Annotated in this window: 12 protein-coding genes; 7 read left to right on the top strand and 5 right to left on the bottom strand. The window is 61.8% G+C overall.

What is annotated here, in order from left to right:
* The first annotated feature begins 155 nt into the window (after positions 1-155).
* The 5 genes from ACXYMS_RS10160 to ACXYMS_RS10140 all read left to right on the top strand — a co-directional run bounded on the left by ACXYMS_RS10160 (position 156) and on the right by ACXYMS_RS10140 (position 7609).
* Positions 156-1070, top strand: a complete 915-nt coding sequence (locus ACXYMS_RS10160) for a dihydrodipicolinate synthase family protein (protein WP_458905987.1) — start codon at positions 156-158, stop codon at positions 1068-1070.
* Positions 1071-1093: 23 nt separating this feature from the next.
* The gene (locus ACXYMS_RS10155) at positions 1094-1777 is read left to right on the top strand and encodes a GntR family transcriptional regulator (RefSeq protein WP_458905985.1); all 684 of its coding nucleotides are present in this window, start codon (positions 1094-1096) and stop codon (positions 1775-1777) included.
* Positions 1778-1812: 35 nt separating this feature from the next.
* Positions 1813-4479: a family 78 glycoside hydrolase catalytic domain gene (locus tag ACXYMS_RS10150; protein WP_458905983.1), complete on the top strand. Its 2667-nt coding sequence runs from the start codon at positions 1813-1815 to the stop codon at positions 4477-4479.
* 15 nt (positions 4480-4494) lie between these two features.
* Positions 4495-6912 (top strand): glycoside hydrolase family 38 N-terminal domain-containing protein, encoded by a 2418-nt coding sequence (locus ACXYMS_RS10145; RefSeq protein ID WP_458905981.1) that lies wholly within the window; start codon positions 4495-4497, stop codon positions 6910-6912.
* Positions 6913-7012: 100 nt separating this feature from the next.
* Positions 7013-7609 (top strand): helix-turn-helix domain-containing protein, encoded by a 597-nt coding sequence (locus ACXYMS_RS10140; RefSeq protein WP_458905979.1) that lies wholly within the window; start codon positions 7013-7015, stop codon positions 7607-7609.
* Between the two features lie 460 nt (positions 7610-8069).
* Here ACXYMS_RS10140 and ACXYMS_RS10135 read toward each other — a convergent pair whose 3' ends face one another.
* The 4 genes from ACXYMS_RS10135 to dctP all read right to left on the bottom strand — a co-directional run bounded on the left by ACXYMS_RS10135 (position 8070) and on the right by dctP (position 11397).
* Positions 8070-8501 carry a type II 3-dehydroquinate dehydratase gene (locus ACXYMS_RS10135; protein WP_458905977.1) on the bottom strand — a complete coding sequence of 144 codons (432 nt, stop codon included), beginning with the start codon at positions 8499-8501 and terminating at the stop codon, positions 8070-8072.
* Positions 8498-9808: a TRAP transporter large permease gene (locus ACXYMS_RS10130; protein ID WP_458905975.1), complete on the bottom strand. Its 1311-nt coding sequence runs from the start codon at positions 9806-9808 to the stop codon at positions 8498-8500. Before ACXYMS_RS10130 ends, ACXYMS_RS10135 begins: the two co-directional genes overlap by 4 nt.
* On the bottom strand, positions 9805-10323 hold the full coding sequence (locus ACXYMS_RS10125; protein WP_458905973.1) for a TRAP transporter small permease: 519 nt from the start codon (positions 10321-10323) through the stop codon (positions 9805-9807). Before ACXYMS_RS10125 ends, ACXYMS_RS10130 begins: the two co-directional genes overlap by 4 nt.
* Positions 10324-10416: 93 nt before the next feature.
* Positions 10417-11397 (bottom strand): TRAP transporter substrate-binding protein DctP, encoded by a 981-nt coding sequence (dctP, locus tag ACXYMS_RS10120; RefSeq protein ID WP_458905971.1) that lies wholly within the window; start codon positions 11395-11397, stop codon positions 10417-10419.
* A 277-nt stretch (positions 11398-11674) separates the two neighbouring features.
* Here dctP and ACXYMS_RS10115 point away from each other — a divergent pair, with 277 nt between their 5' ends.
* Positions 11675-12352, top strand: a complete 678-nt coding sequence (locus ACXYMS_RS10115; RefSeq protein WP_458906992.1) for a GntR family transcriptional regulator — start codon at positions 11675-11677, stop codon at positions 12350-12352.
* Here ACXYMS_RS10115 and ACXYMS_RS10110 read toward each other — a convergent pair.
* On the bottom strand, positions 12343-13266 hold the full coding sequence (locus ACXYMS_RS10110; RefSeq protein ID WP_458905970.1) for a shikimate dehydrogenase: 924 nt from the start codon (positions 13264-13266) through the stop codon (positions 12343-12345). The genes ACXYMS_RS10115 and ACXYMS_RS10110 overlap by 10 nt on opposite strands.
* A 141-nt stretch (positions 13267-13407) precedes the next feature.
* Between ACXYMS_RS10110 and ACXYMS_RS10105 the strand changes: the two genes are divergently transcribed.
* Entirely contained in the window at positions 13408-14091 is a 684-nt protein-coding gene (locus ACXYMS_RS10105; protein WP_458905968.1) for a TetR/AcrR family transcriptional regulator, read from the top strand.
* Positions 14092-14356: the final 265 nt, after the last annotated feature.

The raw sequence follows: 14356 nt of genomic DNA, 5'->3' as shown, positions 1-14356 counted from the left end.
GCGGCTCACTTCCTCCTCTCCGGCATCAGCTCGCCAGTGAAAGTGTCCGCTTGTTTTGACGGGTGGACTTTGCAACAGGAAACGACTGATGTAAACAGTGATGTGATAACTGATTGTATCAGTGTGCTGACAAGGCCCAGACGGAGGACTAACCCTTGGCAAATTCAGACCTTTCCGGAATCATTTGCGCATCGGTGACCCCGGTCAGCCCGCAATTCTCCATTGATGCAGGGCGTCTGGCCATGCATTGCGCGCGGCTTTTGAACGAGGGTTGCAGCTTCGTTTCGACCTTCGGCACAACCGGCGAGGGGGCTTCGTTTTCCACCAATGAGAAGATCGCCGCACTGCGGGCGCTGAGCGATGCCGGCGCCGACATGGGGCGCCAGATTCCCTCGGTGATGACGCCCAGCAGCGACGAGGCAGGCCGCATGATTGCCGAGATCGCGGCACTGGGTTGTCGCGGCGCCCTGGTGCTGCCGCCCTTCTATTATGCCAGCGCCACCGAGGAGGGCATTGTCGCCTTTTTCGAGAGGGCGCTGGAGCGGGCGGGCCATCCCGATCTCGACATCCTGCTCTACAATATCCCGCAATTCTCGCGCATCACCTTCACCCCGAGCCTGGTCCGCAAGCTGATTGCGCGGTTTGGCGACCGGATCGTGGGCATCAAGGATTCCACCGGCAAGCTGGAAAGCGGCGTGGAACTGGCGGAAGGCTTTCCGCAGCTGTCGATCTTTACCGGCGATGACCGCGTCCTGCCCAACCTGCTCGCCCGCGGCGGTGCCGGCATGATCGGCGGCATGCCCAATGTGTTCAGCAAGGATCTGCGCGCGCTCTACGAGGCGCCCGATGCCGAAGCCTCGGCCCCGCTCAAGGCCAATGCCGCTACACGCATCGAAGCGGTGGATGGCAATGGCGCGCTGCTTGCCCTCAAGGCCGTGCTTGCCGCACTCTACAAGGACACGGAATGGTCGCGCGCCATGCCGCCGCTGATGGCGCTGGCGCCGGAGAGGGCCAACATGGTCTTTGACGCCATCGAGGGCACCGGCTTTGCGGTGCGCAAAGCCGCCTGATCAGTCGAGCCATGGAGGGGAATATGGCCCGTTCGTCCAGCATAGCCGAGCCATTGGGCACCGCGCCGGCCTCGGTGAAGAAGGCGGCCTATGAGCGCTTCCAGCAGGAATTGCTCGCCGGACGGCTGCGTCCGGGCCAGGTCGTGTCGCAGCGCGAACTGGTGCAGACGCTGGACCTGTCCATCGGCGCGCTGCGCGAATTGCTGCCGCGGCTTGAGGCCGAGGGCCTGCTCAATGTGATGCCGCAGCGCGGAATCCAGATCACCACCATCGACCTGCCCATGATCCGGGACGCCTATCAGATGCGCATGGCGTTCGAGCGCGAGGCGACGCTCTACGCCGTGGACCGCATGCCGGACGAGATGGTCGAGGAGCAGAAGCGGCTGCACCTGGAAATCCTCGAACGACTCAAGGCGGAGCGAAGCACCGCATTCTTCGAGGAAAGCCAGGACGTCGATACGCGCTTCCATGAATTGCTCATCGACTTCACCGAGAACGAATTGCTGGCCCAGGCCTATGACGTCAATTCGATCCGGGTGCGATTGATCAAGCTCGATCGCATTACGCTGAGCGCCACCACGCTGCCGGCGGCCTTTGGCGATCACCTGGCCATTATCGATGCCATTCTGGAGCGCGACCGCAACAAGGCGGCCGCGGCCATGGAAGCCCATATCCGCAATGCGCGGGAACGGGCGCTGGCCCTCTAGCGCCCCATACCGCCACCATCGTCGAGTTTCTTAAGGTGACTGCCTTGCGTCCCGTCGCGCTCCGCTGCGAGCACCAGAGTGCACCCATTGGCCTCAACCGCCCCCGCCCGCGCTTCGGCTGGGCACTGGAGGGCGATGGCCATGACCGGCGCCAGACCGCCTATCGGCTGGTGGTGTATGCCGGCAGGACCACGCTATGGGACAGCGGCAAGGTCCTGTCCGCCCAGACGCGGCAGATCGAGTACGCCGGACCCGACCTGCAGTCGGACCGGGTCCATAATTGGACTGTCATGGTCTGGGACGAGGCGGACACGCCTACGGACTGGGCTAAGACACAACAGTTTTTCACCGGGCTGATGCAGCAGCAAGACTGGCAGGCGCAGTGGATTGCCCGCTATTTCGTGCTTCCCGCCGGGCGCGAGGCGCCGGCCGATAATCCCTATGACAATCGCTGGCAGGCGCGCCCCGCCGACCATTTTCGGCGCGATTTCGCAACGCCTGAAAAGCCGGTGCGCGCCACGGTCTATGTGACGGCGCTGGGGCTCTACGAGCTATATCTCAACGGCACCCGCGTCGGCGATGCGGTGATGGCGCCGGGCTGGACCGATTATCACCAGCGAGTGGAGTACCAGTCCCATGACGTGACCGATCTGGTGCGCTCGGGTGCCAATGCCCTGGGCGCGCTCCTGGGCGAAGGGTGGTATTCGGGCCGGGTCGGGCACAATCAGCGCCGCGCCGGCAATCACTATGGCGGGCGGCCCTCCCTCTTGTGCCAATTGCATCTCGAATATGCCGACGGGCGAATCGAGCGGATCGTCAGTGACGCGGATTGGCGCACCATGCAGGGTCCGGTCTGCTACAGCGATTTCCTGATGGGCGAACTCTATGACGCGCGGCTGGAAATGCCGGGCTGGGCCGAACCGGGCTTTGATGATGCGCGCTGGCAGCCGGTGGACGTATTCACCCCCGAACCCCGCCCGCCGCGCCGCGAAGCCGCCCGTGCCCCGCAGGTGCGCGAAATTGTGCGTTTCCCGGCGCGCTATCTGCACCGGGCAAAGACCGGCGGGCACATCTATGACCTGGGACAGAATATCGCCGGCTATATGCAGCTTGAGGTGCAGGCCACGTCAGGCGACCGCTTCACCCTGCGCCATGGCGAAATGCTGGACGGCGAAGGCGAACTCTATACCGCCAATTTGCGGCACGCTGTCGCCGTGGATCACTACATCGCCAAGGGCGAAGGCCGCGAAAGCTTCAAGCCGCGCTTCACCTTCCATGGCTTCCAGTTTGTCGAGCTGATCCTGCCCGATAGCGTGTCGCCCGATGAAGTCACGCTCACCGGCATCGCCATCCACAACGACCTGCCGGTGACGGCGGCGATGCAGACTGGCTCACCCATGGTCAACCAGCTGATTTCCAATATTGAATGGAGCCAGCGCGACAATTTCCTGTCGGTGCCTACCGATTGCCCGCAGCGCGACGAGCGGCTGGGCTGGAGCGCCGATGCGCAGGTGTTCTGGAAAACCGCCGGCTATGTGATGGAAGTCTCGGCTTTCCTCGAAAAATGGTTTGAGGACATTGCCGAGGCCCAGCTTCCGGACGGTGCCTTTACCGATATTGCGCCCTCGCGCCCGCTCAATCCCTATCGCCAGTCGGCCCAGCCTGGCGCCCCCGGCTGGGGCGATGCGCCGGTAATCATGGTCTGGCAGCATTGGCTGCGCTATGGCGACAAGGCCTTGATCGAAAAGCACTTTGACCGGCTCGTGGCCTGGCTGAAGCACATTGCCGATGCCAATCCGGACCATCTGCGGGTCAATGCGGTCTACAACAACTACGGCGACTGGCTGAGTGTTGGCCCGGCCTCGGACCGCACCATGGTCGCCACGGCCTATTGGGTGCATGTGGCCGAATTGATGGCGAAGCTCTCCAGCGTTGTAGGGCGTGTCGACATGGTTAGACACTTCGAAGATCAGGCCGCAGCGGTTCGCAAGGCCTTCATAGCCGCTTATGTCGAGACGGATGGCCGGATCAAGGGCGACACGCAGACCGCCTATCTGCTGGCCCTCGATTTTGCCGTGCTGCCGCCCGACCTGCATGAACAGGCCGGAGCGCACCTTCTGCGCAAGCTGGATGAAGCGGACGGTCACCTGCAAACGGGGTTTCTCGGGGTGAAGCACCTCTGCCCAGTTCTCAGCGACACCGGCGCGCCGGAGCGGGCCTACGACCTCCTCCTCAACGAGACCTATCCGAGCTGGGGCTTTTCGATCGCACAAGGCGCCACAACCATCTGGGAGCGATGGGACGGCTGGACTCCGGACAAGGGCTTCCAGAGCGTCAACATGAACTCGTTCAACCACTATGCCTATGGCGCGGTGGGCGAATGGCTCTATACGCGCGTCGCCGGGATCGATTGGGACGAGGCCGAACCGGGCTATCGCTCAATTCGCATGCGGCCCCAATTCGACCGGCGGCTGGGTTGGGTCGAGGCGCATTACGACGCCCCGACTGGTCGCGTCGAAAGCGCCTGGCGTGTCGAGGGGGACATGGTCACTTGGACCATTCTCATCCCGCCAAATTGCACCGGCCAGATCGAACTGCCCCATGCGCCCCTGTCCCTATTGCAATGCGACAGCGCCCTGCCTCTTCCCGACGCGCAATTCACTCTCAGCTCCGGCCGCTACACCATCTCCATCGCTCTCTGACCCGAGACCATTTGTATGACTGAAGCAAAGCGTCCACTTCTGCACCTTATCGGCAATGCCCATCTCGACCCCGTCTGGCTCTGGCGCTGGCAGGAGGGATGCGCGGAGGCCATCGGCACCTGCTGGGCGGCCATCGACCGGCTGCGCGAGGGTGAGGGTTTCGTCTTCACCAAGGGCGAAGCGCATATCTATCGCTGGATCGAGGAGTTGGAACCGGCACTGTTTGCCGAGATCAGGCGCTACGTCGCCGAGGGTCGCTGGATAATTGTCAACGGCTGGTGGATCCAGCCCGATTGCAATGTGCCCAATGGCGAAAGCGTTATCCGCCAGGCCCTATATGGCAAGGGCTATTTCATGGAGAAATTCGGCTTCGAGCCGACGACCGGCTACAATGTCGACAGCTTTGGGCACCCCGGCACCTTCCCGATGCTGCTGCGCCATACTGGCTTTACCAGCTACACCTTCATGCGCCCTGGCCCGCACGAAATGGACCTGCCCGGAGAGCTGTTCACATGGCAGTCGCCGGATGGCTCGGCCCTGCCGGCCTTCCGAATTCAGGACGCCTACAACACCTCCAAGCGCTCCACCCCGTTGCCGCCCAAGATCGACCAGCATTATGCGCATATGGCCAGACACGGCCATGACTTCATGTGCTTCTATGGCGTCGGCAACCACGGTGGTGCACCGACAATTGAGAATATCGCTGAGATCGAGTCCCGGCTGGCAGCAGGCGAGCCGGTGACCTTTTCCGACCCCGAACGATTCTTCCGCGAGGTAGACACCAGCGACCTCCCGGTCGTCGTTGCAGAGCTGCAGTTCCACGCCATCGGCTGCTACTCGGTCGCCTCTTCACTCAAGGCGCTCAACCGCAAGGCCGAGAGCCTGCTCGAACAGGCCGAAGCCGCTTATGCCCTAGCCCAAAAGGCGACCGGCACCGCCTATCCGGCGGCGCGCTTTGCCGCGCTCTGGCAAGTGCTGCTGTTCAACCAGTTCCACGACACGCTCGGGGGCACCAGTATCGAGACAGCCTGCGTCGACAGCGAGCGCGAACTGGCTGGCGTCATCGCCGGGGCCGAGGAACTGCTCAATGCAGCGGTCCGGCGCCTCGATGGCACCATTGCCCCGCCAGTCGATCCGACAGATGCGACGTTCGTCGTGATGAATTTCACCGGCGTCACCTCAACCGGTCTCGTCGAAGCCGAGCCGTGGGTGGACAAGGATACGCAGACCACGCGCCTGTTGCTGGACGAAGACGGCAAATCCATTCCGTTCCAGTATATTGATCCCGCTGGCAAGACCACGGGATTGCAGCGACTGGTATTTCTGCTCGAAGTGCCCGCCTATGGCCATCGCGTGCTGCGCTTTACAGCGAACGACGCTGGCATCAAGGCGCCGGGCGTCAGCTTTGGCCGACCTCATGAGGGTCTGCTGCGGTTCGAGACAGCGGGCTATACACTCGAATTATCCAGTGAGACCGGTGCCATCACCAGCCTCGTCAACCGGGAGAGTGGCATCGAGCTGTTCACCGCGCCGGGGCATCTGGGCGTCGTCGTCGATGATCCGAGCGACACCTGGACGCATGGCACCGACCGCTTTGGTTTTTCCGGCCGTGCGATGCAGCTCGCTGGCGTCCGCGTGGTGGAGGATGGACCGGTTCGCACCACCGTGGAATCGACCGCAGTGCATGGTCTTTCCATGTTCACCACGCTGATCGTGCTTCCTACCGACCCGGCCCTGCCAGTGGAATTGCGGGTGACATTGGACTGGCGCGAGCAGCGCAAGCTACTGCGTCTGGCCTATCCGCTGGGCGGCAAGCGGTTTGAATATGAGGTGCCTGGCGGCTGGGAAAGTCGACCCGATACAGGCCGAGAAGTGCCCGGCCAGCGCTGGGTGCGGGTAGCGGCCAAAGGTCACGACGTGGCCGTGATCAACGACGCCAAATATTCCTACGCCGCTGACGACGGCACGCTCTACATAACCGCCGTCCGCGCTCCGATCTTTGCCCATCACGACCCGATTCCAGCCGAGGACGGCGCGCGCTATCGCTACATGGATCAAGGCGAGCAGAGTTTTACCATTCTGCTTCACGCGGCCCCTGAAGTTTCACGGCTGGATGCGGCGACGCTAGCCGAACGGCTCAACAAGCCCGTGGTGACTACTCCACATGTAAGCCGAGGCGGTGCAGGCGATCACAATGGTCAGTGGCTGCGCGTCGAATCAAAGGGCGGCATGGTCACCGCACTCAAGGGCGCGGAAGACAGCGACGGACTGATCATGCGCGCGCTTGATCTGTCAGGCGTCCTGGCCACCGTCGGCATCGGGCGCGATCACATCGAGCTCGCCCCCAGGGAAATCTCAACTCTACGCCTACGCAAAGATGGATTGTACTCGTGTGACGGCCTTGAACGACAACCGTCACCTAACAATCGATAGCCTTCAACCGCACCAGCGCCAGACTATCGCCCCCAGAGCTGGAAGGCTGCGATTTAGGGCGACGGTGATCTTCCATACAATGAGCTCAAGCGAGCGACGGATGTTCCGCCGGATGCAGAAGGATAGCGTGATAGATACGGCTTCACTATCGAGCAATTCGCCAAGCCGCACACCCGCTCAGCCAAGGGCACTGACCGCCGGTGTCCATGTGCTGTTACGTTACCAATTATACGCCTTCGCCGCCTGGCTTGCCGTCCTCTATGGCCAGCGGCGAACTCAGGAGCCGCACCATTTTGGCGCGCTTCTCCGCTTCAATCGTTTTCAAAAATCTGTCGACCAGCACTTCGCGGAATGGAAGCAGCTTAGCGACTATGCAGCCCATCTCGGATGCAGCGAAAAGAGCCTGACCCGGGCAACGGGATTGGCGGCCGGAATGAGCGCGAAAGCCTTCATCGCGAAGCGCATCAATCTCGAAGCCAAACGCCTGCTGGTTCATACGGATATGCCGGTCGGCGTCATTGCGGAAAAGCTCGGATTTCAGGAAGCAATCCATTTCAGTAAATTCTTCAAGCGGGAAACAAGCTTCACGCCCAAAGAATTCAGGGCCTGTTGCTGCTGCCGCTGCCCTGTGGACCACAGTCAGCTAAGGGCTCCGTGGGCGTGGCCGCTGTCCTTGTCTGCGCCAACGTGCTGTTAACTCCAACGCCGAGACCAACTCTCCATCTCAGGGGAGCTTTAGCGCCGTTTCGCGTTCGGCGTAGTATTCACAAAGTCCAACGCCAGCTCCAGATTGCATCGCCTTTTCCCCGCCATTCAAACCCCGCCGCACCGATGCCTCTCGCCATCTTTTGGTTCGTCAGGCGGCGTGTGCCAGAGGGCACTGTTGAGACCAATTTGGACGACGTGTCACTCGCCGCCTCGCCAAGTTACGATCTGGCGAGCTATCACCAGCCGGCCGAGGCCATGGCGGATGCCTTGGTATCGCCCCTAAAGGGCAAAGCGCCAGCTGGCGCGACTTCACCCGCCACTGAGTGAATTGGTCGTGTCGCATCAACATCCAGGCCAAGCTGACTGCCGTGGGCGCGTCAAAGGTCCGTGCCATGAGATCCTGTCATCCGGATGGCACGCACCTTCTGGTTTCAAGTACACCGTTGGGGTTAGGCGGCAAGCATTTCCAGCATTGCCCTCACCGCCGTGTCATATCCCCTTGCGCCCAGGCCTGCGATGACCGCGTCCGCGCGCATTGATACATAGGAGCGGTGGTAGATCTGTTCGCGTTTGTGGATATTGGAGATGTGCAGTTCGATCACCGGGGCGTCGACCATCTTCAGAGCGTCGAGGAGAGCGAGCGAGGTGAAGGTGAAGGCGGCGGGGTTGATGATGATGCCGCAGGCCTCGTCGATGGCTTCGTGGACCCAGTTGATGAGAGCTTCTTCGCTGTTGGTCTGGCGGAAGACCACGGGGTGGTCGCCGGCGGCGGCACGGCAATTGACCTCAACTTCGGCCAGGGTGGTCGTGCCGTAGATATGCGGCTCGCGCTTGCCCAACCGGTTGAGGTTAGGGCCATTGAGGATGTAGATCGGTTTCACAGCAGGGCTCCCCGATAACCGAACAGCTTTGGCAGAAAGAGCACCGTTTCAGGCACAAAGGTGAAGAGGGCCAAGGCGATCATCAGGCCGATCAGAAACGGCATGACATCGCCGATCAGCGCCTTCATCGGGGACCCAGATATGCGGGTCATGATGAAGAGCAAGAGGCCATAGGGCGGGGTAATCAGCCCGAGCATGATGTTGACCACCACGACGACGCCGAAATGCACCAGATCGATGCCCAGCGCCTGTGCTGTGGGGATCAGCACGGGGACGATGACCAGGAGGATGGTCGTGCCCTCGAGCACGCAGCCCAGGATCAAGAGGATGATGTTCACAATGATCAGGAACATCAGTGGATCAAGATCCCAGGAGAGCAGCAGCATGGAGAGGCTGCGCGGGATATTCTCGATAGTCACCACATAGTTGAACACCAACGCCCCGGCGATCAGCATGCCGATGGAGGCCGTGGTCTTGGCGCTCACCAGGAGTGAGCGATAGAAATCACCGGCGCGGACGCTGCGATAGACGACGATGGAGACGATGAGCGCATAGGCGGCGGCAACGGCAGCCGCCTCAGTTGGGGTCGTGACGCCGCCATAGATGCCCCACATCAGCACCACCGGCATCATCAGCACCGGCAGCGCTTCCCAAGTCATTTTGGGAAGCTGGCGCAGCGGCACGGGTGGTTCGACGGGGAACTTCTTGATCCGGGCCGTGACGCCGATCTGCACCATGAGGAACAGCGACATCAGGAGGCCCGGCACCAGCCCGCCAAGGAACAGGTAGCCAATGGAGGTATCGGCCACCAGGGCATAGAGCACCATGGGAATGGAGGGCGGGATGATGGGACCAATCACAGCCGTGGCGGCAGTCAGCGCAGCGGCATAGGAGGGCGTGTATTTGTTATCCTTGGTCATCATGTGCTGCATCATCTTGCCCGAGCCGGCGGCGTCGGCCACGGCCGAGCCGCTCATGCCGGCAAAGACGATCGATTGCAGCACATTGACCTGTGCCAACCCGCCCCGGAAACGCCCGACAAGCGCGTCGCACCATTTGAGCAGCCGGTCGGACAGGGAGCCCGAATTCATGATTTCGGCGGCGAGGATGAACAGCGGCACGGCCAGCATGATGTAGTTGGAATACATGCCGTTGAGAAACTGCTCGGCAACGATCCCCATGTCCTGCCCGCGCATGAGCAGATAGAGGATGGAGCCGGAGATCATGGCCAGGCCCATTGGCAGGCCGAAAAAAGCCAGGAAGGTGATCAGCCCCAGCGCGACAAGGAAAGCGAGGGAGACGGTCATACGCCCGACCCCGCGCGGCCCGGATCGAAGTCGTCATCACCCCTGCCCCATACCGCCCTTCCGGTCAGCCAGAGCTGGCGCACGATCATGGCGAGCGCAAAGATTCCGTAGATGGAATAAAGATAGTCGAAGCGGATATCGAGATAGGCGGTCTTTTCCACCTTCATGAAGGTGATGTAGTCGATGACCGCCGGCAGCGAGATGGCAAATAGGGCCACCAGGATAAGCCCGGTCATGGCGACCATGGTCCGCTTCACCCGGCCGCGCGCCGCGCCATAGAGAATGTCGAAGCGGATTTCCTCGCTGTCGCGCACCACGAAGGCCGAACCGAATAGAACCAGCCATATCCACATGATAACGCTGACCTCATGGGTCCAGCCAATGGGGAAGTTCAGAAGGTAGCGGAAGACGATCTGCAGGATGAACACGGCGAACATGACCGCGAGCATCAGAGCCAGGAGGTTTTCCGCCCTGGCATGAAGCCAGGCGCCGAGATGGTGCATAGAGGTTGGCATGACGGGATTCCGCTGTGGTCGGCCGGGTCGACCGAAGATGCCGCAAAGCAAGGGGCGGCGCCAAGCCTTGGCACCGCCCCGAGGGATCAGGTCCTAGAGGCCGTTGATGGTATCCACGGCGCCTTCCGGCCAATCCTTGGCCAGATCGGATTCCAGATACATCTGCTGGGCATAGGTGCGGAACGCATCCTGGTCCGGCTCATAGACATCGAGACCGGCGCTCTTGAAGCGTTCGACCAGCTCGGCCTCGCGCTTGAGATGTTCTTCCTGACTGAAGTCAATGGCAACGGTAGCGGCGGCCTGGAAGGCCTCCTGCTGTTCCGGGCTCATCGCATCCCAGGCGGTATTGCTGATGACCAGAAGGTCAAAGCCCACAAGGTGCGAAGTCAGGACAATCTGGTCCATCACTTCGTAAAACTTCATGTTCTCCACATTGGGGAGCGGATTGTCCTGGCCGTCGATGGCGCCGGTCTGCAGGCCGGTATAGACTTCGGCATAGGCCATCGGCGTGGGGTTGGCGCCCAGCGACTGGCCCAGGAACTGCCAGGCGTCGCCGCCGGGCATGCGCAGCTTGATGCCAGCCATATCCGCTGGGGTGTTGATCTGCTTGTCGCCGCGCAGGCCCACCTGGCGGGCACCGAAATAGGTCGGACCCAGCACGCGGATTCCGAGCTGGTCGGAGGCCATTTGCTTGAACTCGGCGCCCAGATCGCTGTCAAAGAAGGCGCGCAGATGAGCGGCGTCGCGGAAGAGGTAGGCCGAGGTCAGTAGCGACCAGGCCGGAATCTGGTTGGAAATATCCTGTGGGGCAATATTGCCCATTTCGAGGTTGCCGCGCTGCAGCGCGACCAGTTCGGTCCCCTGCTTGAACAGGTTGCCGCCGAGATAGGTCTCGATAGTGACGTCCTCGGCCACCTGCGAAGACAGCAAGTTCATCATCTCGGCGCGGATATCCTGCTCCGAAAACACGGCAGAGAAGCGCAACACCGGCTTATCCTGTGCCATGGCCGGAAATGCGGCAGCCAACAGCAGTCCGCCCACCATGAGTGCGCGACGCGAAAGCGAAATGGTCATCAATATTCCTCCCTGGAGTGCCTTGCACTCCTTCTTGGTTCTGCATCATGAGATCCAAATCCGCACGGCGGGTCCGGTCCGATGCCTTGAAGGGTCGCAACCCCCACCAGGCCTGCCCGGCCTGAGGCCGATGACCTCCCGCCACCAGCTCTTGACTACTTTGTACGAAACAGTTCGTTCATGTCAACGGCCTGTACGACCAAAAGATCAGCGCACTTCCATTTTATACCATATTTTGCTATTTATCAGATGGACTTGATTTTACCAGATGAAAATGATGATCGAAAGCCTGACTCCTCCCAGCGTGGGAGAAGCGACTTACCACCGCCTTCGCGAAGATATTATCGCCTGTCGCCTGGCGCCCGGGCATAAGTTGCGGCTGGAGGCGCTGCGCGAACGCTATGATGTGGGCGTAAGCACGCTGCGCGAAATCCTCAATCGCCTAGCCAGCGAATCGCTGGTGATGGCAGAGGGGCAGAAGGGGTTCATGGTAGCGCCGGTGACGGTGCAGGATCTGCGCGAGATTGCCGATCTGCGCCTGTTGCTGGAAAGCCACGCGCTGAGCCTTTCCCTGTCCCGAGGCGACCTTGAATGGGAGGGAAGGGTGGTGGCCGCACACCACAAGCTGGCAGCGACCGAGAAGCGGTTGCTGGCCGGCCAGGAGCGCCACACGGTCAACTGGGTGCGCTATGACTTTGCCTTCCACAACGCGCTAATCTCGGCCTGCGGTTCGCAAGCGCTGCTGGACCTGCATGCGGCCGTATTCGACCGCTTCCTGCGCTATCACATGCTGGCGGTAAGCTTTCGCGGCGCCGGCGTGGTCGCGGACCACAAGGCGCTGTTCGACATGGCCATGCAGCGCCATGTCGAGGGGGCGCTGGCCATGCTGGCCGGGCATGTCACCAGCGGGGTCGAGCACGTGCTTTCGACCGGCAAGCTCGGCAATCAGGCATAGGCGGCAAAGGTCTTGCCCATTTCGGCGCTGTCCGGCTCGATGCCGGTGAAGAGGCGAAAGGCCCGCACGGCCTGATAGATGGCCATGCCGCCGCCGGGCAAGGTGCGGCAGCCAAGTTCGGCGGCACGGTGCAGCAGTTCGGTTTCCCTGGGGAAATAGACGAGATCGGCCACCCATTGGCGGCGGCGCAGCAGAGACGGATCGAATGGCAGGCCGGGATATTTCTCCATGCCCACCGGGGTGGCGTTGACGATGCCGGCGGCAAGACCGATCACTTCGCCCAGCTGGGCCGGCGCGAGGGCCTGAGTACGGGTCTTGGAGGTGCGGGCGATATGGGCCGAGAGCGCCTTTGCCCGGCCCGCGTCGGCATCGACCACGTCGATGCACATGGCCCCCAATTGCACCAGGGCATGGGCAATAGCGGCCCCTGCCCCGCCAGCGCCGACCTGTACCACATGATCCACCTGCACGGCGCCCAGCCCGGACCGCAGGCTTTGGGCGAAACCCCAGCTGTCGGTATTGTGCCCCATGCAGGTGCCCTCCCGCAGCACCACGGTGTTCACGGCACCGATCAGTTCGGCCTCGGGGGCCAGATCGTCGAGCAGGGGAACGATGGCCTGTTTGAAGGGATAGGTGACGTTGAGGCCCCAATAGCCGCGGGCCCGGGCGCCCTGCAGCATAGTATCGAGATCGGCGTCCTGGAGGCCGAGGCGGTCGAAATCGATCAGATCGTAGCGATAGTCGAGGCCGTGGCGGCTGCCCTCGGCCTCATGCATGACGGGGGTTAAGGACGAGCCAATGCCGCGCCCCATGAGCCCGATGCGCACGGCAGTCGCGCCGCCCGATGCGTCCGCCACACGGTTGGCGTCGATCAGCGCAAAGGCATTTCGCACCCGATCGGGCTCACTGGACATTGCTACGCTCCCCCGCAGGGCCTATCCGCCCTTGTTTTCGCCTAGGTCTCGCCGGTACAAGACCATAGGCGATTTACACCACAATGTACGAACTGGTTAGTTTGGTCAATTGCGGGCGGGACTGAGGAAAGCGTTTTAGCCATGTCGGAGAGCGGGTCTGAGGTGCGGAAAGCGGCGCGCAAAAATTCGACGCGGCAGCAGGACCCGGAAGGAACGCGCAAGAACATCATCGAGGTGGCGAGCCAGGAATTCGCCCTCAATGGCCTTTCTGGCGCGCGCATCGACGAGATCGCGGCCAAGACGCGCTCGTCCAAGCGCATGATCTATTATTATTTCGGCGACAAGGAAGGGCTCTATCTCAGTGCGCTCGAAAGCGCCTATGCCCAAGTGCGCGAGGGCGAGGCGGAACTGGACATTGCCGGCCTCTCGCCCGTCGATGGGTTGAAACGACTGGTGGAATTCACCTTCGCGCATCATCACCAGCATGAGGATTTCATCCGCATGGTGATGATCGAGAATATCCACCACGGGCAATATCTGGAACGCTCCAGCGTGGTTCGCGACCTCAATGTGACGGCCATCGCCCATATCAAGGACCTCTATGAGCGGGGCCTCGCCGAAGGTCAGTTCCGCGCCGGCCTCGACCCGCTGGAAATCCACTGGCAGATCAGCGCGCTGTGCTTCTTCAATGTTTCGAACCGCGCCACCTTCTCGCAACTCTTCGCCCGCGATTTCGGCGCCCCGGACATGTTGGAACGGCTCAAGGCGAACACGGTGGAAATGGTGCTGCGCTATGTGGCCAAACCCGAGATGCTGAAGGGATAGGCGCGGGTGTTGGTGGCGGCGCTCGGGGCGGGTCTGGCTCCTTTTCGACCAATGGACGCGTCAGCGCGCCGGATCGCCTCGCGGCTTCCGGTTGAGAAATGGACGTGTCCCGAGGCGCGTGCGTCTCAGTAAATTTTAGTAGATAGAGACGTCGCCGCCTCGGGACACCGGTTTTTCGTAGAGGACTCCGGACCCCTTTGAACGCTCGTCGCAGGGTGACCGCTTCCTAGACGCGCAACTGGAGCGACCCAGCTACGCCCGGCTC

It is taken from the genome of Devosia sp. CAU 1758 (assembly GCF_054482695.1).
This window is presented reverse-complemented; position numbering and strand designations above follow the sequence as displayed.

Coding starts and splice junctions, on each gene's coding strand:
- ACXYMS_RS10125 (WP_458905973.1), bottom strand. CDS start 10,323: ATGCCAACCTCTATGCACCATCTCGGCGCCTGGCTTCATGCCAGGGCG.
- ACXYMS_RS10110 (WP_458905970.1), bottom strand. CDS start 13,266: ATGTCCAGTGAGCCCGATCGGGTGCGAAATGCCTTTGCGCTGATCGAC.
- ACXYMS_RS10105 (WP_458905968.1), top strand. CDS start 13,408: ATGTCGGAGAGCGGGTCTGAGGTGCGGAAAGCGGCGCGCAAAAATTCG.
- dctP (WP_458905971.1), bottom strand. CDS start 11,397: ATGACCATTTCGCTTTCGCGTCGCGCACTCATGGTGGGCGGACTGCTG.
- ACXYMS_RS10140 (WP_458905979.1), top strand. CDS start 7,013: ATGTTCCGCCGGATGCAGAAGGATAGCGTGATAGATACGGCTTCACTA.
- ACXYMS_RS10145 (WP_458905981.1), top strand. CDS start 4,495: ATGACTGAAGCAAAGCGTCCACTTCTGCACCTTATCGGCAATGCCCAT.
- ACXYMS_RS10115 (WP_458906992.1), top strand. CDS start 11,675: ATGATCGAAAGCCTGACTCCTCCCAGCGTGGGAGAAGCGACTTACCAC.
- ACXYMS_RS10130 (WP_458905975.1), bottom strand. CDS start 9,808: ATGACCGTCTCCCTCGCTTTCCTTGTCGCGCTGGGGCTGATCACCTTC.
- ACXYMS_RS10155 (WP_458905985.1), top strand. CDS start 1,094: ATGGCCCGTTCGTCCAGCATAGCCGAGCCATTGGGCACCGCGCCGGCC.